Here is a 20,012-nt window from a genome sequence, read left to right on the forward strand (position 1 = left end):
ACCAACAATTTTCCCACCAAAATCACTCAAATTAAATAAACTCAGTATCTCTCACGTCCCAAAATGGTGCAAAAGCAGAACTAATACGGATCGAAATAGTGCATTAATTTAGCTTATCCATTGATTAGAAAATAAGGTTTGTATCTAGAGACTTATTTATTTCAAACTACAAACAACTTATTAAAGACAAGGAATTCAACAATGAAAAATCTTGCTAATAGATTAAAGCCAATACTAACTAAGTCTCTTTTGTTCGCTGGAGTGATGAGTTCTAATATTACCCTTGTACACGCTGACCTACTTGAAGAGATCAAGCAGCGCGGTGAATTGGTCGTGGCGACCGAAGCGCGCTATACCCCGTTCGAGATGCTTGAAGATGGAAAGATTGTTGGTTACGCCAAGGATATTCTTGATGAGATTATGCTCGATCTTCCAGGCGTCAAACTCAAACAGCTTGATCTCCCTCTACAGGGGATTTTGGCCGGCCTAAGCGCCAAGCGATACGATTTTGTCGTGACTTCACTAACGATCACTGAGGCTCGAGCGGCGAACTACAGTTTTACCTACCCAATCTCCACCGCATCGGTTGCTATCTTAAAACGAAAAGGTGATAAGCGTGTTCAATCGCCTCTTGATATGTCAGGTATGGTGGTGGGCGCCCAAGCCGGTGCGCCACAGGTCAAGATTGTTAAAGACTACGAGCAAACTGTGCTAGTGCCTGAGCGCGGTAAGGGCGTGAAAAAAATCCAAGAGTTCACCGACTACAATGAAGCCTATGCCGCACTGGCTGCACGTCGCGTCGACATAGTCCCACAAGCGCTTCCAAACCTTGCGCCGATAGTTCAAGCCAGACCCGAGCTGTTTGAGGTCGTGCTTCCCGCTTTTGGCCCCGATACCTATTACGCATGGGCAGGACGCCCTGATGCAGAATCTGAATCTTTGGTGCAGTTCTTTAGCGACGGTATCGAGAAGCTGCATAAAAACGGCAAGTTGGCTGAACTACAGATGAAATGGTTTGGCTTTACCATGGACTTCCCTACCGGCTATGTGCCCGAGCCTGCGAGCTAATCTTTGTCCAATGCAATGAGGGCCTGTCCCTCATTATTTTTTATCTAACTCAGAGACAATGCCATGCCACATGACTATCAACAAGGTCAGCTTAATCTGCCCTTTACTGGTTACAGCGGGTTCAGAAAGAGTCCGATTGCTGACCGCAAAAATACCCTTACAGCCCATGGTTTGCACTTAGTCATGAGTTATGTGGCGCACTATCAACAGGAGCCAAACTATGTTTGAGTTAAGTGTGGTTTTTCCCTACTACAAGCCGCTACTATCAGGTCTCTTTACCACCTTTTGGATTTCGATTGTCTCAATTCTAATTGGCTTTTTCGTCGCGCTGGTTCTGTGTCAAATCAAGACCAGTCGTTGGCTAATGCTGCGCAGTGTAGCTCGTATCTATATCAGTTTCTTTCGCGGCACCCCGCTACTGGTGCAACTGGCAATCATTTTTTATTTCCTACCCTTGGCCGGGATCTTCATCCCACCAGCGGCCGCTGCAATCATCGCTCTTAGTATGAATACCGGCGCGTTTCAGGCTGAAATTTTGCGCGGGGGCTTTCGAACCTTACCTAATGGCCAGCTTGAAGCCTGTTGGACTTATGGGTTTAGCCCATGGCAGAGCTATTGGTATATTCAGTTGCCCCAAGTGGTGCGTAAAACCTTGCCCGCACTGGTTAATGAAACCATTGATATCATCAAGAACTCGGCATTAATTTCCACCATTGCTGTGGTTGATTTGATGCGCATTGCTCAAACCTATTCATCGACGACCTATCGTCCACTGGAGTTTTTCTTTGCCGCCGGAGTGCTCTACCTCACTCTGACCCAAACCGTCGCCTACCTTGGCCGCCGGGCAGAAACTAAGCTCGCCAATTTATCGAGGTCATGATTATGGATTTGTCACTTATCTTAGAGTACGCCCCCCTGCTGTTGGCAGGTCTGAAGATCACGGTGCTCACTTGCTTGGGAGCCCTCGCGATTGGTTTAAGCCTTGGGCTGGTTTTGTATCCATTATCTCAATCGAAATCCCGTCCTTTGCGACTATTTTATCGATTGTATGTCACTGTATTTCGCGGCACACCATTACTGGTTCAAGTCTATTTGCTCTTTTATGGCGGCCCTTTGCTTGGCTTAACCCTGGGCGCGATAGAAGTCGGCATATGGGGGATGGGATTCTACGTTTCGGCTTACTTTGCTGAGATCTACCGTGCGGGTTTCGCCAGTCTCGCCAAGGGTCAAATGGAAGCGGCTTACGATCTCGGTTTCTCACCATTGCAAACACTGCGCAAGGTACAACTGCCACAGATGCTTGGCCTGATCATTCCACCGATCACCAACCAATCGATCATCTTGATCAAAGAGTCGGCGATCTTATCGATCATCACTGTCCCTGAGATCAGTACCGCTGCAATACGCATGGCAACCGAAACCTTTAGCGTTGTCGAACCTTATTTGGTTTTGGCTCTCGCCTACTGGCTTCTCACCACGGCGGTCTCTGCTGCAGGACAAAAAGCAGAGCAGCGTGCGACTCACTATCTCAACCCTAACGTAAGGAATGCGGCATGAAAACCAACCCAATCGTCGAGCTGGTCGACATGAAAAAAAGCTTTGGTGACAACCAAGTACTTAAAGGCATCGACCTTAAAATTAATCGGGGGGAGGTGGTGTGTATCATCGGCGGCTCGGGCTCAGGTAAGAGCACCATGCTGCGTTGTATGAACTTTCTTGAGCACTACGATCAAGGCGAGGTTTTGGTGAATGGTAAGCTGATCGGTTACGGCACCGATACGCAAGGTAACCTGATCCTCGCGCCCACTAAAGTCGTGCAACAAAACTTGAGTGACGTGTGCATGGTGTTCCAACAGTTCAATCTCTGGCCCCACTTAAGCGTGATGGATAATGTAATGCTGCCTCTCACCTTGGTTAAGCAGATGCCCAAGGCACAAGCTGAACAAATCGCGCTGGATATGTTGACCAAGGTTGGGATGGCGCACAAACAAGATGCCTACCCTAACCAGCTTTCTGGCGGTCAACAACAACGAGTCGCCATTGCGCGCTCGTTGGCAACAGACCCCAAGATTATGCTGTTTGACGAACCTACTTCGGCACTTGACCCAGAGCTTGTCGGCGAGGTGCTAAAAGTCATGCAGCAGCTGGCGAAGGAAGGCATGACCATGGTAATAGTGACCCATGAGATGAGTTTTGCGGCTCAGGTCTCTGACCAAGTGGTGTTTTTGGCCGAGGGAAAAATCGAGGAGCAAGGCCCACCAGAAGCTATCTTTTCCAATCCCCAATCAGCCAAGCTAAAAGCCTTCCTCAGTACTTGGAACGAGCGCACTGCCCCACTAAAACTAGATTCGAGGGACGAGGACGCTACGCTGCGAGAAGCGAGCAGTTCAGTGGGTGTTAATCGTTTTGCTCACACCTAAATCCCAGTAGCGGGGAGCGAGTTTCACTTCGTTCCGAGTATCGAGGAGTCTCGTGGGCGATGTATTAATCGCGCTCACCCCTCGCCACTCGAAGGGCGCCAGCCCGATACCCGATCCTCGCACCTAACTTCAAGTTTCGGGGAGCGAGTTTCACTTCGTTCCGAGTATCGAGGAGTCTCTTGGGCGACGTATTAATCTCGCTCACCCCTCGCCACTCGAAGGGCGCCAGCCCGATACCCGATCCTGCCACCTAAATCCCAGTAGCGAGGCGCGAGTTTCACTTCGTTCCGAGTATCGAGGAGTCTCGTGGGCGATGTATTAATCGCGCTCACCCCTCGCCACTCGAAGGGCGCCAGCCCGATACCCGATCCTCGCGCCTTATATTAAGCGTGGCACTTTTCTCGTACCTGACCCAAGTAAGGGTACAAGAACACGAATCGACCTACATAAAATACGGTAAACGCAAACCAAAGCCCCTGATTGCCCCATAGTTCAACTGTAATCAGCTGGGTTAAAAGAAACACAGCCAGAGTGATACAGGTTGAGTTTCTTACCGGACGTGTGGTGCCCGTGCCGGTAAAGATGCCATAAAAGGTTAGGCCATAGCCGGACACTAACGGGAAAATTAGCAGCCAAGGCGAAAGTGACAGATAAATCTCGATAAGCTCAGGTAGTTGTGTGAATACCAGTACAATAGAGTCTCGGAATATCAGCGTCAGCAGGGTTAAGGCGATGACAAAACCGGTTGTCCACTGCACGTTAAGCTTCACTACGCGCTCAAGCAGTTCAGGGTTCTTTTGCCCCACCGCTTTGCCAGCAAACACGCTCGACGCATTCGCCACACCATCAAACATGTAGCTAACAATAAAGGTCACCTGCATCAGGATAGCGTTGGTTGCTAGGACGTCTGCACCAAGCTGAGAGCCCACACGCGCCATCATGTTGAAGAACGCCAAAATACACACCGTACGCAGCAATAGATCCATGTTTGATGACATGATCACGCCGAGATCTTTGCGGGTCATGCTGACCTTACGCGCATACTCAAACAGCGGGAACTGACAGGTACGTAAGACCAAGACCATGCCAATCACAAAGGTGGTGATTTGTGAGATTAAGGTTGCATAAGCGACGCCCTCAATCCCCATATCAAGAAACAGGACAAACACCACATCGAGTACAATGTTGAGCACGTTACCAAACACCTGAGTAAACAGGGTCGCTTTGGCTTTGGCTTGCCCCATCAACCAGCCGATTAGGGTGTAATTGAGCAACACAAATGGCGCGCCATAGATCAAGATATCGAAGTAGCTCTTAGCGCTTAACGCCACCCCTGTCTCTGGCTCAATGACCCAATTTGCCCCCTGCCAGATGAGAGATTGAAGCACAATGAAAATCAAACCGACCAATAAGGCGAGACCGAAAGGGCGCACCAAACTTGCCGCAAGTGCTTGGTGGTCGTTCTTACCCAGTGCCATCGCACTTTGACCTGTGGTGCTCACGCGGAAGAAACCAAACAGCCAGTACATGGTGTTCATGATAACGGTACCGATGGCGACACCGCCAATCAGCTCAGCAACACCAAGCTTACCAATCACCGCGGTATCGACCGCGCCAAGTAACGGTTGAGTCACCGTCGAGACAATAAAAGGAAAAGCGATTTTTAAGTAATCTTTATGAGTCAGGGTCATAATGAGCTAATGCTTGAAAGTTTGAGTAAGAATTCAGAATTGACCATCACCTACAGGAAGAGACTGTGATATCTATTGCCATCTATCGAACTAGGATGATTACAAGGTTGTTTGGCTAATTGCTGGTTTGTGCCCAAGCACGGGCAGTGCAGAGTGTGCATGATAATAGTTATTATTACCAGCACTATTGACTCCCCGTTTACGCAAAAAACAGCAGCCTTATGATCCTTATCAATTTTGCTCGGTTGTTTGTCGATAAGATAGCTCGATGTCATTGTGTCGTCACAATTAATAAGCCCGAAAAAAAACGCACAACCTTGCGTTATCAGTCACACAAATATTAGATATTCTTATCGCGTATTGACATGACAATGCAACATTCCTTATATATGTTGCCTCACTATTTTAAGTAATACAGGCCGCAATGGTCACAAGGTAAATTAATGAGCAATTCACACGGTTGTAGCCATTCTAAATGCTGCTCCTCACACAAAGAAAAAGAGCAATCATTAGAGGCTGTGGGTAAACGTCTAAGCTGGCAATTAGTCGGTATGGACTGTCCAAGTTGTGCCGCTAAAGTCGAGAAAGCGGTCGCACAGGTCGACGGTGTGATTGCTGCGCGAGTCGCCTTTGCGACCGAGCGCTTGATCATCTCAGCCTCATCGACACTCAACCCAACCGATGTGACCAACGCGATTACTGCAGCAGGTTTTGATATCGCTGATGAAACGACCTCGGCGCCGCAAACACCGAAGCCAAGCTCATTACTGAGTAACTCTCGCGCACAAATCCTGATTGTTGCCGCTTTGTTTGCTATCGCTATGCTGTTTGGTCAGGTTGTCCCAGCGATTAAACAGCCATTGATGTACGTTGTGACTATTCTGGCGCTGATCCCTGTCGGAAAAAAAGCCGTTGCTCTGATGCGCAGTGGCACCCCGTTCTCAATTGAAACTCTGATGTCTATCGCCGTGATTGGTGCGCTCTTCCTAGGCGAAACCGTTGAAGCAGCAATGGTGCTCTTGCTGTTTATGGTTGGTGAGCAGCTCGAAGGTTTTGCTGCTAACAAAGCTCGCAGCGGCGTGCAGAAATTGATGGCACTCACACCAGATAAAGTTCGACATATTAAAGCTGATGGTGAAGTTGAAGTCGTTGGCGTCGAATCAATCCTTGTAGGCGATAAAATTGAGGTACTTCCGGGTGAGCGCCTGTCGGTCGATGGCGAGCTCCTTAGCTGCCACGGTCACTTTGACCAAAGTGCCCTCACCGGTGAGCCGCTGCCTGTTGAGCTGAAATCACACGCATCTGTGATGGCAGGCAGTATGGTGGTTGATAAAGCCGTGCGTTTGAAAGTTACTTCTGAGCAAGGAGATAGCGCGGTTGATCGTATTATCGCGCTGATCGAAGAAGCCGAAGAGAAAAAGGCACCTGTAGAGCGTTTTATTGACAAATTCAGTCGCTGGTATACGCCACTGATGATGGTGATCGCCCTTGTGGTTGCGGTTGCGCCGCCACTGCTTCTTGATGCATCTTGGCAAGAGTGGGTGTACAAGGCACTTGCATTGTTATTGATTGCCTGTCCTTGTGCTCTGGTTATCTCTACGCCTGCGGCGATCACCTCAGCGCTTGCCAACGCAACGCGACGCGGCGCCTTGTTGAAAGGTGGCTTGGCACTCGAGCAGTTAGGTCGTGTAGACACCGTCGCCTTTGACAAAACCGGCACCCTGACTCAGGGTCAGCCACAAGTCACCTCTGTTGAGGGTGATGACGATACCCTGGCACTCGCCGCAGCTATCGAGCAAAAATCAACTCACCCACTCGCGACTGCAATTGTTGCAGAGGCCAAGCGTCGTCACCTCACTATGCCGAGCGTTGACAATGCAATGAGTATCTCGGGTGTCGGTGCGTCGGGTGTCATTAACGGCCAATCGGTACAAGTACTGGCGCCGCGTCATATTGATAACCTGTCTGTCGAGCTTGAGCAAAAGATCCACGCTCTCGAGGCACAAGGACAAACCGTGGTGGTGGTCACCATCGACGAAGCGCCAAAAGCCCTTATCGCACTGCAAGATACGCTGCGTGATGATGCTATTGAAGCAGTCAAAGCACTCAAACAAATCGGCGTTAACAGTGTAATGCTCACTGGCGACAACCAGCGTGCTGCTGCTAACATTGCCGACCAAATTGGCATGAACTACCAAGCCGAGCTGATGCCAGGTGATAAGCTTAACGCACTAAAAGAAATTTCAGGTTCAATCGCTATGATTGGCGATGGGATCAATGACGCACCAGCGCTTAAAGCAGCTGATGTCGGCATCGCTATGGGCCACGGTACGGATGTGGCGCTTGAAACCGCTGACTGCGCGCTGACGCACAATCGCCTGGAGTCTATTCCAGGTCTAATCAAGCTATCGCGCAAGACCATGGCGATCATTCGTCAAAACGTGGCGCTGGCGATCGGCAGTAAGGTGTTCTTCTTGATCACGACTCTACTTGGCGTCACCGGCCTGTGGGCTGCGGTACTGGCAGATACCGGCGCGACGGCTTTGGTCACCCTCAATGCCTTGCGTCTATTGAGCGAAAAAATAGAGCGCTAGGCCGATAGCACGATCAGTAAGGGCTTCCAGTTGGAAGCCCTTTTCATTTTAACCAACAGCACCCTCGGAGACTGAAATAATACCAAGCTCTTTGGCGCGACTGAGGGTAATCTCTTCGCTGACTAGTGCACCTAACGTTTCTGAGGTCAGGACCACCACATTGTAGTCTTGCTGCTCTGGCGCAAGTTCCAGTTGTAGCCTTGTTGGTGCTTGGTGTTGATATTTTGCCCATAGCGCAACATCGGCAAGGTAAATATAGCTCTCTTCCACCCCATGTTTTTGGAACTCACGCGTAAAAAGGTTCAACCACCAGCTCGCTCGGCGAAACCCGGCATCACCTTCTAGCTTTTCAATGGCAGGCACCCGCCCCTGCTGGACGGCCGAGTAGCTTCTGATCACTAGCCAAGTTGCGCCGCGAGGAATATTGGCATCCTCTTCGAATGACGAGTGAAAGCCACACGCACTCACCTGAGGGGTACCAAGGCTAAGAATCAGGGCTAATGTAGGTAACAGGGATAGTTTTCTGTAAATCATATGTTTTTAATGAAGTTGGAACGATTAATTATGTATGGGCAGAGCTCATGCCTGATAAAGTTGCTTCAGTTGCTCTCTGAGCCATTGACTGCCCGCATTATTATCTTGTGCTTTATGCCAAAGCATATACAGATTCACCGGGTTACTACTAAAAGGAAGCTCATAGATGGCCAGTCCTAATTTATCTCGATAGTCCTTGGCCATTGAGACTGACAGCGTCGAAATTTTATCCGTCTGAGAAACTAGTACCATGATCTCAAAAATGGATTGGCTATAGGCAACGATATTTAAGTCATGAATATAAGCTTGAGTAAATGACTGGATCCCCGCACGGTTGTCGCGCGTGCGATTAAACTTGATGTAGGGCTCACTCAAAAACTGCTTCATCGAGATGTGATTGCCGCCCAATCTGGGGTGATCCTTACTGGCAATCACACAGAGTTTTTCTTGGGTCAGTTGCTCACCCAAAATACTCGGGTGATCGGGCACAACCACATCGATAAATAGATCCCTTTCTCGATCTAATAGCTGCTTAACCAGTGCATCACTGCTCTCAGGCTGATTATGCAAGACAACTTTAAGTCTAGAGTTGTCATTAAATGGAATACTCTGCAGCAAACGCGTATGACAAATTTCAGGGCAGCTAAGGTCAAAGGTGCGCTGACTTTGGGCAGCATCAAACGCACTCAATCCAGTGAGCGTCTGAGCAATTCGATCTAAATCGACCGATAACTGATTATACAATGCGCGTCCCGCAGCCGTAGGCTTGACTCCGCGAGTTTGACGAATGAAAAGCTCGGTCCCTAACTGAGTCTTTAACCTTTGTATTGCCTGACTGACCGCCGATTGATTGACACCGAGCTGGTTCGCTGCCTCTGTCATGCTGCCACTTTCTACCACCGCACAAAATACCGTGAGTAGCTTTAAATCTATTTGTTGCATATTCATACCAGCCTGACTACCTCGCCTACTTTATACCCCAATAAGACACTGTAGTGATATTAATCCAGCTAATATCACTTGTTAATTGGAACAGTAAATAGCCAATCGGTTTTGCGATATTGTCGAGGTATCGATGCCATGGCAGCTAACCGTTTGTCACAGCATCGGGATTCAATAACAACCTATAAGAGAACCCTATGAAGAAGAACATCCTTGCCCTTAGCGTCGCCGCAACTATGGCTTTTGGAGCCCATGCGTCGGTAAATTGGCAGCACTACAACGATAACCTTGATGCACCGAGCGTGATTACCCTGCCTAATGGTGCTGTAGGTGATGTGACGGCTTTGACCAAGATCGCCAATATCCACCGTGTCACCGCAGAGCTCAACCACGAACAGGTTACCGACAATGTATGGGTTCTTCACGGTCCAGCCTACGCACCCGTCGTTATCGAACTTGATGATGGCTTGATTGTCGCCCCAACCGGTGAACACGCGGGCGATGGCGCCAACTTCCGCGCTTATATTCGAGAGCACATCAGTACTAAGCCAATCATTGGCATTATCTACGATCATAACCACTACGTAGCCGGCACCAAAACCATGCTCGATGGTGACGATGCGGTTATCGTGGCCCACCCAGACCTAAACGACATCATCATGGCACGCTCCGGTGATGGTCAGGCAAATGCTTACATCGATGAGATGCAGCCGCACCTTGCGACTCGTGCCAATATCCATTACGGCAACCTAAACCCAGATGAAGGTCCAGATGCTGCCCTAGTGCCACTAAGTGTAAAAATGGGTCATGAGAGCGCGTGGATCCCGGCTACTCACCTCGTCGAACACGGTGAGTCGTTCACAATCGGCGGACTTGAGTTTATTGCTTACCATGCTGAAACCGACACCAAGGACACGATCAACGTCTACATCCCTGAGTATGAAATGGTGATCGCCAATGCGGTATGGCCATCGATGAATATGTATACCCTACGCGGTGATGCTTATCGCGACCCTCGCACCTGGACAGACGCCTTAGTACAAATTCGTGACCTAGAGCCTAAGTATGTGATCGATATTGGCTCGGGCGCTAGCCCACTTAAGAGTAAAGAGCAGATCCAGCAGACCATCAATGCAATGGTCGACTCGCGTAACTTTGTCTACGACCAGGCGATTCGTCTGACCAACCTTGGCGTATCTCCAAGTCAGCTTAAGCACCACATGCCTATCCCTGATGCGCTGAATGCCCACACCCACGTGAACAATGTTTATGGTCAATATGAGACATATCCTGAGGCATTCCCAGTGCAAAACCACGGCTACTTCTCGGGTCAGCCGCATGAACTGCACAATCTGCCGAATGCTAAACACGCTGAGTACATGATCAAGTTAGCGGGCGGTGTTGAAGCGACCTACGTTGCATGGCAAGAGGCAATGGCGCAAGGTGAGTTCCTGTGGGCCAAAGAGCTTGCTTCGGCGCTGTACTTCAATGCACCGGGTAACACCGTTGCGCGTCAGGCGTTTGCTGATACCCTGCGTGAGCTTGGCCGTCGCAGTGAAGGCACCATTGTGCGTAACTTCTATATCGCTGGTGCGCGTAGCCTAGAGGGCGATACGGATGTGACCCTAAGTGGCCGTCAGAGCGCGGCTTGGGTTGAGCGTGAGCCAGGCACCGCGGTTAACTATCTGCGTACCTATGTAAACCCAACACGCGCGACACAAGTGAGCGGCATCCTAACCTTTGATTTTGGTGATGAGCAGCACAGCCTAGAGATCCGCAACGGCATTGCAGAATACCTAACCAATGCCAATGACTCTGGTGAGGTCATCAAGATTTCACCTGAAGAATTTGGTCAATATTATGTTGGCAAGCGTAAAGCCAATCAGATTGCCTCTGGCAAAGCGCTTGAACTATTGAATGTGTTTGATGAATATCAGCACATCCCTATGTATCCAACTAACTTTGACCACTTAAACTAATCGCTCTGAGCGGTTAGACAGCTTAGTGGAAGCTAAAAGCCCCTCGTCACGGATGATGAGGGGCTTTCTTTTGCAACCAAAACAGGGAGTTTTACTTAGCGCGATAACAGTGAAACTTATCGCGCTACTCTTACAAACCGATAACGGTTAGTCATCGAATAAGAGGTTAATCGCAACACCCAGAGCAACCAGACCGAAGATAGGCACTAACACACCTTGTGGTGCACGCTCTATGTACGGCAGGTTTTCGGCAATCAGCAAGCCCCACTCTGGCGAAGGCGGCTTAGCGCCAAGGCCGATAAAGCTAAGCGAGGTTAAGCTCAATGTGATCACGGGCAAGCGCAACAAGGCGTGACGCAGTAGCGGGGGCAACACGTAGGGCAGCAGGTAATAGCGCAGCATGCGTGCGGGCTTGGTGCCCCATACAGGCGCCAGGTGTGTGTATGGCTGGGCTTTAGCCTCAACCAGCAGGCTCGAGCAGTGCGCGGCGAGCGGCGCCCAAGAGACCAAGACAATCGCAATCATAGCGCTGTCTGGGTGCATACCAGTCATACCAGCGACAAGCAAGCCCGCCACGATGTACGGCACACCCTTGGTGATTTCAATAAAGCCTTGGCTAAAGCGAGTACAAAAGCCCATCACAAGCCCAACCAATAAGCTTAACGCTGTCGCCAATACACCGGCTTGAATAGTGGTGATCATCCCAAGACCAACTCGAGCCAGCAGGTCGCGCCCGATGGCATCGGCGCCCAGTGGCGCTGCAAAGCTCGGGGCCGCAAGACGGGTGAATTGACTCAGATAAGGGTCACGCTGCAGTGCCCATACCACGCCGAAAAACAGCACAGCAAAAATACCAATACTGAACGACAGCTTGACCTTAGAGCGGGTAAAGCTAAACGTTGAATGGCTACTGATCAGCTTGCCGCTGCTGGCACTGTGTCCTAGAACCAGTTTTTGCAGCAAGATGCTCAAGCTACTCACCAAAATAGAGAACACGAGCAGCACTAACAATCCGCCCTGCAATATTGGCAAGTCCTGCGCCTTGGCCGCGCCAAGGATCATACGACCAATCCCTGGGATCGAGAAGATCTGCTCAACCGCGACAGCGCCGCCAGTTAAGCCAATCACTGTCATGGCGATTTGCGGGAACAGGTTACTGATCGCGCGCCACAGGGCAAAACGCATAATCTTGGTTGAGTGCACGTTGGCGCTAAGCCAAGTGATCACCCACGGCTCGTTCAATACGCGCTTTAGGCTGTCATTGAGTAAGCGACTGAACAGCCCCGTAGCAGGTACTGCCAGAGCAATACTCGGCAGCCACAAATTCTCGATGCCCTTCCAGCCATAAGGTGGAAACAGGCCAAGCCAAACTGAGAGTACTAGGATCAGCAGGGCGGCAATCACATACTCAGGCAACGCGATTAGGATTGAGCTTAAGCTGTTATGCTCCATACCCAAGCGACCACGTCGCCATCGCAGCAAGGTATAGCCCACACTGACACCACACAGAAGTACGGTCAGCACGAGAGCTGAGCCCGTTAGCATAAAAGAGGTTGATGCTGTCTGCTTTACACCTGCCATCACATCCGAGCCATCTATCCAAGATTGACCGAGGTCACCGCGCATTGCGCTACTCGCCCAATCCCACAGACGCTCAGTGGCGCTGCGATCCAGTTGAAGGTCGATACGCACCGCTTCAAGCGCTTCCGCTGTCAGCAGTTGCTGCTGACCGGCACGCGCACGCAAAATGGATTGGCTTGGGTCAATACCTGCAATATCAGGCATCAAACCAACCAACACCACCACAATCAGTAGTGCAACGGCGCGTGATAGCCAAGGCAGTGAAGAGCCGAGCAATGCTCGACCCGGTAAAACAGACAGCATGAGCTTATTTAACCTCGGTGATTTGGTTAATCAAACGACGCTCAGCTGGGTCGCGCACCGCATCTTTCACACGCAGGCTCTCACCTTGCACAACACGCTCATGCAGCAAAGGAATCGCAGCGTATTGATCCAGAATCATCTTCTCTGCATCAATGATCGCTTGCTGACGCGGCGCACCCAGTTGCTGCAGGTCAGCGTGAGTCAGTGCTTCATCGATAGCCTCTGAGCAGAATTGACCTAGGTTAAAAGAGCCCGCACAGCCAAAGTCACTTTGGAAATAGGCCAGAGGGTCACCTGAATCAAGAACAGTTGCACGTGACAGGATAAACGCATCAAAGCGACCCGCTAGCGCGTCGGTTTCAATCTGAGCATATTCGCGAATATCCAGCTCAACCTCAAAGCCAACCGCTTCTAGTTGCTGCTTAAGCAGTGCGGCAACTTCTGGCAGTTCAGCGCGGTCAGTAAAGGTACCGATAACAATCTTCTCGCCATTCGCTTTGAGATCGCTTGGTAGTGGTGCACGCTCAGCGCGGATAGGATCAGCCCAAGCTAGAGCAGGGCCTAATAGACCTTTAGCGATATCGGCATGGTTCTCGTAAACGGTTTCAACAATTTGCTCACGATCAACAGCAGCAGCTGCGGTTTTTCTTAGCTCAATCTGGCTAAAGACTTCAGATTTGTTGTTGAGGTACAGCGTGTTAGTACGAGGCATTGCTACCTCATGCAAAAGTTCGTCATCAATCATAGCGATCTGTGAAATTGGCACCGCCTCAACCACATCCGCTTCACCGGTGCGAAGGGCCGCTGCGCGCGCGAAACCATCTGGCACGTAATCGGCAATGATGGTGTCAATTTTTGCATTCTCACCCCAGTAGCCATCAAAGCGAACCAGCTTAGCGCTGACTGCACCATTGATTTCAACCAGCTCAAATGGACCAGTGCCTGCACTGATTGGTGAAACACGACCGTTGTCTTGGTACGCCGTCGCCGTCAGAATCGATAGCTGTGGGCTTGAAAGACGACTTGGAAGCAGCGGATCGTTGAATGGCGTTTCAATTTCAACCGTGTAGTCGTCAAGAGCTTTCACTTCCCAGTGAATACCATCAAGAATGCGTGGTTTAGGTGCTGCTTCAAGCGCTTTGTTCAGGCTGTTGACCACTGAGTGAGCATTGAGCTCTTCGCCATCATGAAACTTAACGCCTTCACGGATCGTAAAGGTCCACTTCAAATCACTCACCTGCTGCCAGCTTGTTGCTAGCATAGGCTCTGCATCGCCTTCAAGGGTCAGATTAACCAATGTCTCAGCGGTGCTCCAACGTGACAGCTTGAACGCATCATCAGACAAAGGTGACAGTCCTGTGCGTGGTGGCTGCATCATAGCAAGACGGATTTCTGAGGTTGCAGAGTTCGCTTCATCACTGGTTTCTGGGCCGAAACAGCCAGTAAGAGGCAGGGCGAGAGCTAGCGAAATTGCTAGTTTAAGAGAAGTAGACTTCATGGTGTTCTTATTCCATTTGGGTAAATTGAAATGTGATTAGGCTGATAATCTTTGGGCTTCTAACAGCGCTTGACTAGTTGGATGCTGGGGATTTTGCATCACTTGCTCAGTGTCGCGTTTCTCTACGGCTTGGCCTTGATCAAGCACCAAGATTTCATCACACAGAGTTTGCGCGGCATCGAGGTCATGAGTGACCAAAATCAACAACATGTTACGTTGGCGCTGAAGGTGAGTGATCAAATCAAGCACTTGCTTGCGACTGATCGGATCGAGGCTACTGGTTGGCTCATCGGCCACCAGCACACAAGGCTCTACCACGAGGGCACGAGCGATAGCCACACGCTGCGCTTGCCCTACGGAGAGCTGATTCGGGTAGAAATCGAGCAAACCCGTATGCAAGCCAACATCTGCAAGGGCTTGCTCTAACTTGGTATCGACATTTTGCATCAAACCTAAGTTAATCAAGGGTTCGGTCAGGATCTGTCGTACTGTGTAGTACGGATTTAAGCTGGTTTGCGGCTCTTGTGGCACCAATTGAATGTGCTTACACAGTTTTTGACGCTGGGCGCTGCTCGATGTAGACAGAGGATAACCACACACGTAAACCTCGCCATGGGTCGGTTTACGCAAACCGAATAGCAACTCGATCAAGGTCGACTTGCCCGCACCAGAAGGGCCAACTACGGCAATGTTTTTGGTATCAATCGACAGATTCAAGTCACTCAGAGCCTTAAAGGGTTTGCCACCCAGCCAGCTTGGACGAGAGTAATAATGGACACTGACATCTTCAAACACCACTTGGGCTGACATTGCATTACTGTGCTTTTTCATAACCATGTTCATAACCGTGCTCACTTAATGACTCTTGCGTAGCTGCTTGAGCTGCTGACAAAATGGGTGAAGGTTGCTGTCCAATACATCTTCTGGAGTGCCCTGTGCGACCATCTTGCCATCGGCAATGACTAATAGTTTGTCGCACTCTAGCGCCGATCTTAGGTCGTGAGTGATCAATACACCCGCTAGGCCACGCTGTTTCACACTCGAGCGGAATAAATGCAGGATCTCTTTTTCAGTGATAGGGTCAAGTGCGCTGGTCGGCTCATCGGCAATCAGAACATTGGTGCTACTGATAAGCGCAATCGCGATACAGATGCGCTGACGCTGACCACCAGAGAGCTGGCTTGGGTATAATTGTAGAATATGCTCAGGATCACTAAAGCCCAGTTGATCAAGCAAGGCGATAACTTGAGCACGGTCCCCACCGTTTAAGCGTGTACGTCGTGATGTCAGAGCAAGTGCCAATTGAGCCTCAATCGAAGCCAGAGGATTAAGTGCTTGCAATGCGTCTTGAAATATCACGCCCGGGCGATGTTCACTTGCACGCTGCAACAATGTTTTGCCACCCACTTCCTCTCCAGAGAAAAAAATCTCACCAGTCATACTGATTTGCTCCGGCAAGATACCCGCGATTGCACGCGAGAGCATCGATTTACCTGTACCTGAAGGCCCCATCACCGCAAGAGTCTCCCCAGCACACAGTTCGAGATCAAGAGACTGAATGATGGTTCGAGTTGGACTGGTCAGATTGAGCTGTTCAATTTTTAGTAGCGCTGGTGACATGTTGGCCGTACTTTAATGTTATAACATCACGATAGTGCGACAGATAGTGCCACAGATCTAGCGGATTCCAAAGCGTTACATTGTATCATTCATGTAATATTCAAGCTTGAAAACACGGTGTTAATTATTCTCAATAAGATATGTTAAATCTATCAATTGGATAGTAGATTTTGCTGCTCTAGCCATGTAATTGCTGTATCAATGCCATCTTGTTGCATCAACTGAATACCGAGCTGCTTGGCCTTGGTTTGCATCTCTTGGTCGGTCACCATCTCACTGATAGCGTGCGCAAGATTATCGACCGTCAGATTTTTTTGCTTGATAGGCTTAGGTCCTAAACCGTGCTTGACCACTGTCTGCCCCCAAAATGGTTGGTCACCGAAGAAAGGACAGATTAATGTTGGCTTACCGGCTCTCAACCCTGCTGCTGTCGTGCCCGCTCCACCATGGTGGATGACAGCGGCAACCTTATGAAACAACCAATAGTGCGGTGCACCCTTAATCATCAGCACCTTGTCGTCATGATCGGCCAATTCAAGCCCACCCCAACCACTAGCTATGATGGCTCGTACGCCACTCGCCTTCACCGCCTGGAGCACGATGCGTGTGGTTTGCTTGGGATCGCGACCAGACATACTACCAAAGCCAATATAAATAGGTGCTTGAGGGTGCTCTAAAAATGCCTTGAGCTCTGCCGGTGGTTGGTAGTCAGTTTGCTCCCCTCTTAGAAACCAGTCACCACAAACTCGCGCCGTCTCAGGCCAATCATTGGGGCGTGGGATGAGGAGATCGCTGTACGCGTGCAGCACAGGGATCGATTGCCCCCGCTCCCGAGTAAGCACACTCACACCTTTACGCAGTGGTGGTAAGGCTAATAGTGTTTCCCTGTATTGGTTGAGCTCTTGACGATACTGCCCAAAGCCCTTCTCGATCAGGCGATAATTCAATCGATTGAAATACTTACCCAGATTGGGCAACCCTGCAGGCGGAAATGCTTGGGTTGGCACAACCATCGGCTGCAACACTGCCATTACCGCTGGGATACGCAGCTTCTCGGCGATTGATGCCGCTGCCATGGCTTTAGGGTGGTAAATGATCAACTCTGGTCTGGTTTCTAATCCAGCCTCAATACTCTGTCGAAGCATTTTTCGATTGATAGGCTTGGCCAAACGATGCATCTTGACCGCCGTGCGGATACCGCTGATTAGGCTACCCATCGCCTCTAGTGTGCCCTTTTCTACAATCTCAAACAGCTCATCCGTCAGGAAACAATACTTGAAACTATGGGCTTCAATCATCGACTGAAAATTCACCGGTGCGCAGAGCGAGACTTGATGACCCTTATTCTTTAATCCTACGCCCAAGGCGATAAACGGTTCGATATCTCCCCGCGAGCCAATCGTCATCAATAGTACTTTCAAACGGTTGTCCTATAACTATGCTTTTCGTTCGATGCGTGATAGTAACTGTATGTCATCGTAATGACCACGATATAAACCAAGCTTTGACCGTTAACCTTATGATTCTTAGTTGAATGTAAAAGGTTAGCGGTGAGAGGTGTGGCTTTCACACCCTTGGCTACGATGCCTATACTCAATAGGCTCGCGCGGTTTGGAGGGATTATGCGGGAAAGGAGCGACAATAGAAGCCACTCAATGTGGCAAAACCGTAATTATGTCCGCTTGCTATTGGCTCAAGTTGTCTCTTTGATTGGCACAGGGGTAAGCTCGGTATACCTTGCTCTGCTGGCGTATGAATTGGCTGGCGCCAGTGCCAGTCAAGTGCTTAGCATCGCCTTTGCAATCAAAATGTTTGCTTACATTGTGCTTGCTCCAATTTTCAGCGCCCTAACCTACACTCTCAATAAGAAACATACACTAATCGTTCTCGATTTATGCCGAGGCCTGACCTTGCTGTTTCTGCCTTTGATCGAGCAGGTTTGGCAGGTTTACTTGTTGATGTTTATCATCTTTGCCTGCTCGGCGGCGTTTACTCCCCTCTACCAAGCCCTGCTCCCTCAAGTGCTGCCCGATAGAGACGATTACGCCAAGGCACTCTCGTACAGTCGAGTCGCGTTTGACCTTGAGCAGGTGATCAGCCCCTTGCTCACAGCCCTTATGCTGCTGACGATCAGCTTTCGCACGCTTTTTTTACTTGATGCAGGCGCCTTTGTTATCTCCGCAATCCTTATCAAACTATTTAGCGCATCCCTCATTGCGCGCACTCTGGTTTGCGTATCTGGCAGCGGCCTCAGCCAGTGCCATGGTGCTTGTTAATACTGTAGTTTATGTTGCTGAGCGCCTTAAAGGCGGAGAAGCACAGACTGCCTTGGCCATGTTCGTCGTCGGGCTTGGCTCAATCGCCGTTGCGTTCATTCTACCAAGACTGCTAAAGGCATATAATGCCAGTTCCTTTCATCTTACCAGGCATTGGCATCATCTGCGCTGCTATGCTTGTTGGTATGCTCACGCCCAACTGGCCCGGCTTTATCGCCCTGTGCTTCGGTCTTGGTGTTGGGATGTCATTAATCCAAACGACGGCAGGCTTAATCATCACGAGTGTCGCGGGACAAGAGCAAGCGAGCGCCTATTTTGCCGCCCATTTTTCCTTGACTCACTTTTGGTGGCTGGTCACCTATCTCTGCGCTGGTTTTTCTGCCACTTAGCTCGGTCTATCAGGCTCTTTCACCGTCATGCTCACTCTATCTATGCTCAGCCTATTTGCCTATCGGCGCGAGGCGCGGCTAAACGATTTGCATTAACATGGTTTCATCCTTGATCAACTCAAAACCAAATTTCTCATAGAGTGAATGGGCATCTTTGGTCGCCAACATCATCCGCCTCAGCCCCTGCAAGTCTGGATGATTAACAATAATTTCAATCAGCCAACCACCCAGCCCCTGCCCTTGATACTCCTCAACCACAAAAACATCAGAAAGATAAGCAAATGTCGCTTTATCTGTGATCGTGCGACCAAAGGCCACTAACTGCCCCTCGCAATCATAAACGCCAAAACACAAAGAGTGTTTTAGTGCCACCAATAGCTTTTCCTTTGACATACCACGTGCCCAGTAGCTCTTTTCTGATAAATAATGATGGATTAGATCGGAATTGAGTAAATCAGGGTTAGTAGAAATATGATATCCGTTCATTTTTTGTCCTTTCGCTCACTTTCACAAGGTGATAGTCCCCATATGAGGATATTTAGATGTACACTTTTGAGTCTCTTAGAGCAATAAACACCCAAACAACATAAAAATCAAAAAAAATCGGCTTAGATACTTTACAACAATCGTCAGGGCCTTTAATATGCGCCTCAACAACGGAGAGATGGCTGAGTGGTTGAAAGCACCGGTCTTGAAAACCGGCATACGTTAATAGCGTATCTAGGGTTCAAATCCCTATCTCTCCGCCACATTCGAAAAGCCGCTGATTTATCAGCGGCTTTTTCCGTTTCTGAGCACCTAGCTTGCCTCCTGTAAGTTAACTTATTCCTTCAAAACTATTACTGCTAACCTCAAGTAACCCGTATTCTCTGGTAAGTAAAAGCTTCTGATTAGTTCAAACTGAGCTCGCATACTCAGTCTCGGTCCTCCACTTTTAGTCGACGCTGTAGCCATCATGCTTTCCTATATAGCCCTTCTCTGTAGGACGTGATCAAATTCTACTGATAGGAGACGTTAGCAGATTTTATATCGCATCCGCTATTGATGTGATAATCGTCCAATGACGAACTTTTTTACCGGCCTAAAAATTGTACAGGTGCTTGCTAGCGGCTATCGT

The 20,012-nt window shown here is 49.5% G+C and carries 16 protein-coding genes, 1 tRNA gene and 1 pseudogene; 9 read left to right on the forward strand and 9 right to left on the reverse strand.

Annotated elements, in window-relative coordinates:
- Positions 1-201: 201 nt before the first annotated feature.
- The 4 genes and pseudogenes from ACSTTG_RS07945 to ACSTTG_RS07960 all read left to right on the forward strand — a co-directional run.
- A complete protein-coding gene (locus tag ACSTTG_RS07945; protein ID WP_438457778.1) occupies positions 202-1,068 on the forward strand; it encodes a transporter substrate-binding domain-containing protein in 867 nt (288 codons plus the stop codon).
- Between the two features lie 220 nt (positions 1,069-1,288).
- On the forward strand, positions 1,289-1,948 hold the full coding sequence (locus ACSTTG_RS07950) for an amino acid ABC transporter permease (RefSeq protein WP_438457776.1): 660 nt from the start codon (positions 1,289-1,291) through the stop codon (positions 1,946-1,948).
- Positions 1,949-1,950: 2 nt separating this feature from the next.
- Positions 1,951-2,625 carry an amino acid ABC transporter permease gene (locus ACSTTG_RS07955; protein ID WP_438457775.1) on the forward strand — a complete coding sequence of 225 codons (675 nt, stop codon included), beginning with the start codon at positions 1,951-1,953 and terminating at the stop codon, positions 2,623-2,625.
- Positions 2,622-3,383: pseudogene (locus ACSTTG_RS07960) on the forward strand (amino acid ABC transporter ATP-binding protein); the annotation flags it as partial. The gene ACSTTG_RS07955 and the pseudogene ACSTTG_RS07960, both read left to right, overlap by 4 nt.
- Before the next feature lie 488 nt (positions 3,384-3,871).
- Here ACSTTG_RS07960 and ACSTTG_RS07965 read toward each other — a convergent pair.
- Complete coding sequence (locus ACSTTG_RS07965) at positions 3,872-5,179, reverse strand: MATE family efflux transporter (protein WP_438474378.1); 1,308 nt, start codon at positions 5,177-5,179, stop codon at positions 3,872-3,874.
- A 443-nt stretch (positions 5,180-5,622) separates the two neighbouring features.
- Between ACSTTG_RS07965 and ACSTTG_RS07970 the strand changes: the two genes are divergently transcribed.
- Positions 5,623-7,773, forward strand: coding sequence for a heavy metal translocating P-type ATPase (locus tag ACSTTG_RS07970; protein WP_438474379.1), 2,151 nt, complete (start codon positions 5,623-5,625; stop codon positions 7,771-7,773).
- Between the two features lie 48 nt (positions 7,774-7,821).
- On the opposite strand, the gene ACSTTG_RS07975 is transcribed toward ACSTTG_RS07970, so the two are convergent.
- Together ACSTTG_RS07975 and ACSTTG_RS07980 are read right to left on the reverse strand one after the other, a co-directional pair.
- Positions 7,822-8,307 carry a hypothetical protein gene (locus ACSTTG_RS07975; RefSeq protein WP_438474380.1) on the reverse strand — a complete coding sequence of 162 codons (486 nt, stop codon included), beginning with the start codon at positions 8,305-8,307 and terminating at the stop codon, positions 7,822-7,824.
- A 45-nt stretch (positions 8,308-8,352) separates the two neighbouring features.
- Complete coding sequence (locus tag ACSTTG_RS07980; protein ID WP_438474381.1) at positions 8,353-9,249, reverse strand: LysR family transcriptional regulator; 897 nt, start codon at positions 9,247-9,249, stop codon at positions 8,353-8,355.
- Positions 9,250-9,446: 197 nt separating this feature from the next.
- On the opposite strand from ACSTTG_RS07980, the gene ACSTTG_RS07985 reads away from it, so the two are divergent.
- The gene (locus ACSTTG_RS07985) at positions 9,447-11,228 is read left to right on the forward strand and encodes an alkyl sulfatase dimerization domain-containing protein (protein ID WP_438474382.1); all 1,782 of its coding nucleotides are present in this window, start codon (positions 9,447-9,449) and stop codon (positions 11,226-11,228) included.
- A gap of 147 nt (positions 11,229-11,375) precedes the next feature.
- Here ACSTTG_RS07985 and ACSTTG_RS07990 read toward each other — a convergent pair whose 3' ends face one another.
- The 5 genes from ACSTTG_RS07990 to ACSTTG_RS08010 all read right to left on the reverse strand — a co-directional run bounded on the left by ACSTTG_RS07990 (position 11,376) and on the right by ACSTTG_RS08010 (position 17,651).
- On the reverse strand, positions 11,376-13,112 hold the full coding sequence (locus tag ACSTTG_RS07990) for an ABC transporter permease subunit (protein WP_438457769.1): 1,737 nt from the start codon (positions 13,110-13,112) through the stop codon (positions 11,376-11,378).
- Positions 13,113-13,116: 4 nt separating this feature from the next.
- Positions 13,117-14,610, reverse strand: a complete 1,494-nt coding sequence (locus ACSTTG_RS07995) for an ABC transporter substrate-binding protein (RefSeq protein ID WP_438457768.1) — start codon at positions 14,608-14,610, stop codon at positions 13,117-13,119.
- A gap of 36 nt (positions 14,611-14,646) precedes the next feature.
- Complete coding sequence (locus tag ACSTTG_RS08000; protein WP_438474475.1) at positions 14,647-15,447, reverse strand: ABC transporter ATP-binding protein; 801 nt, start codon at positions 15,445-15,447, stop codon at positions 14,647-14,649.
- Between the two features lie 18 nt (positions 15,448-15,465).
- Positions 15,466-16,230, reverse strand: coding sequence for an ATP-binding cassette domain-containing protein (locus tag ACSTTG_RS08005; protein WP_438474383.1), 765 nt, complete (start codon positions 16,228-16,230; stop codon positions 15,466-15,468).
- 152 nt (positions 16,231-16,382) lie between these two features.
- Complete coding sequence (locus ACSTTG_RS08010; RefSeq protein WP_438474384.1) at positions 16,383-17,651, reverse strand: glycosyltransferase; 1,269 nt, start codon at positions 17,649-17,651, stop codon at positions 16,383-16,385.
- Between the two features lie 234 nt (positions 17,652-17,885).
- Between ACSTTG_RS08010 and ACSTTG_RS08015 the strand changes: the two genes are divergently transcribed.
- Together ACSTTG_RS08015 and ACSTTG_RS08020 are read left to right on the forward strand one after the other, a co-directional pair.
- Complete coding sequence (locus tag ACSTTG_RS08015) at positions 17,886-18,506, forward strand: MFS transporter (protein ID WP_438474385.1); 621 nt, start codon at positions 17,886-17,888, stop codon at positions 18,504-18,506.
- Between the two features lie 125 nt (positions 18,507-18,631).
- Complete coding sequence (locus tag ACSTTG_RS08020; RefSeq protein WP_438474386.1) at positions 18,632-18,895, forward strand: hypothetical protein; 264 nt, start codon at positions 18,632-18,634, stop codon at positions 18,893-18,895.
- A gap of 78 nt (positions 18,896-18,973) precedes the next feature.
- Here the strand turns inward: ACSTTG_RS08020 and ACSTTG_RS08025 are convergent, their stop codons facing one another.
- On the reverse strand, positions 18,974-19,381 hold the full coding sequence (locus tag ACSTTG_RS08025; protein WP_438474387.1) for a GNAT family N-acetyltransferase: 408 nt from the start codon (positions 19,379-19,381) through the stop codon (positions 18,974-18,976).
- Between the two features lie 172 nt (positions 19,382-19,553).
- On the opposite strand from ACSTTG_RS08025, the gene ACSTTG_RS08030 reads away from it, so the two are divergent.
- Positions 19,554-19,644: transfer RNA gene (locus tag ACSTTG_RS08030), tRNA-Ser, on the forward strand.
- The last annotated feature ends 368 nt before the right edge of the window (positions 19,645-20,012 follow it).

It is taken from the genome of Vibrio glycogenivorans (assembly GCF_051660965.1).
Taxonomy (GTDB): Bacteria; Pseudomonadota; Gammaproteobacteria; order Enterobacterales; family Vibrionaceae; genus Vibrio.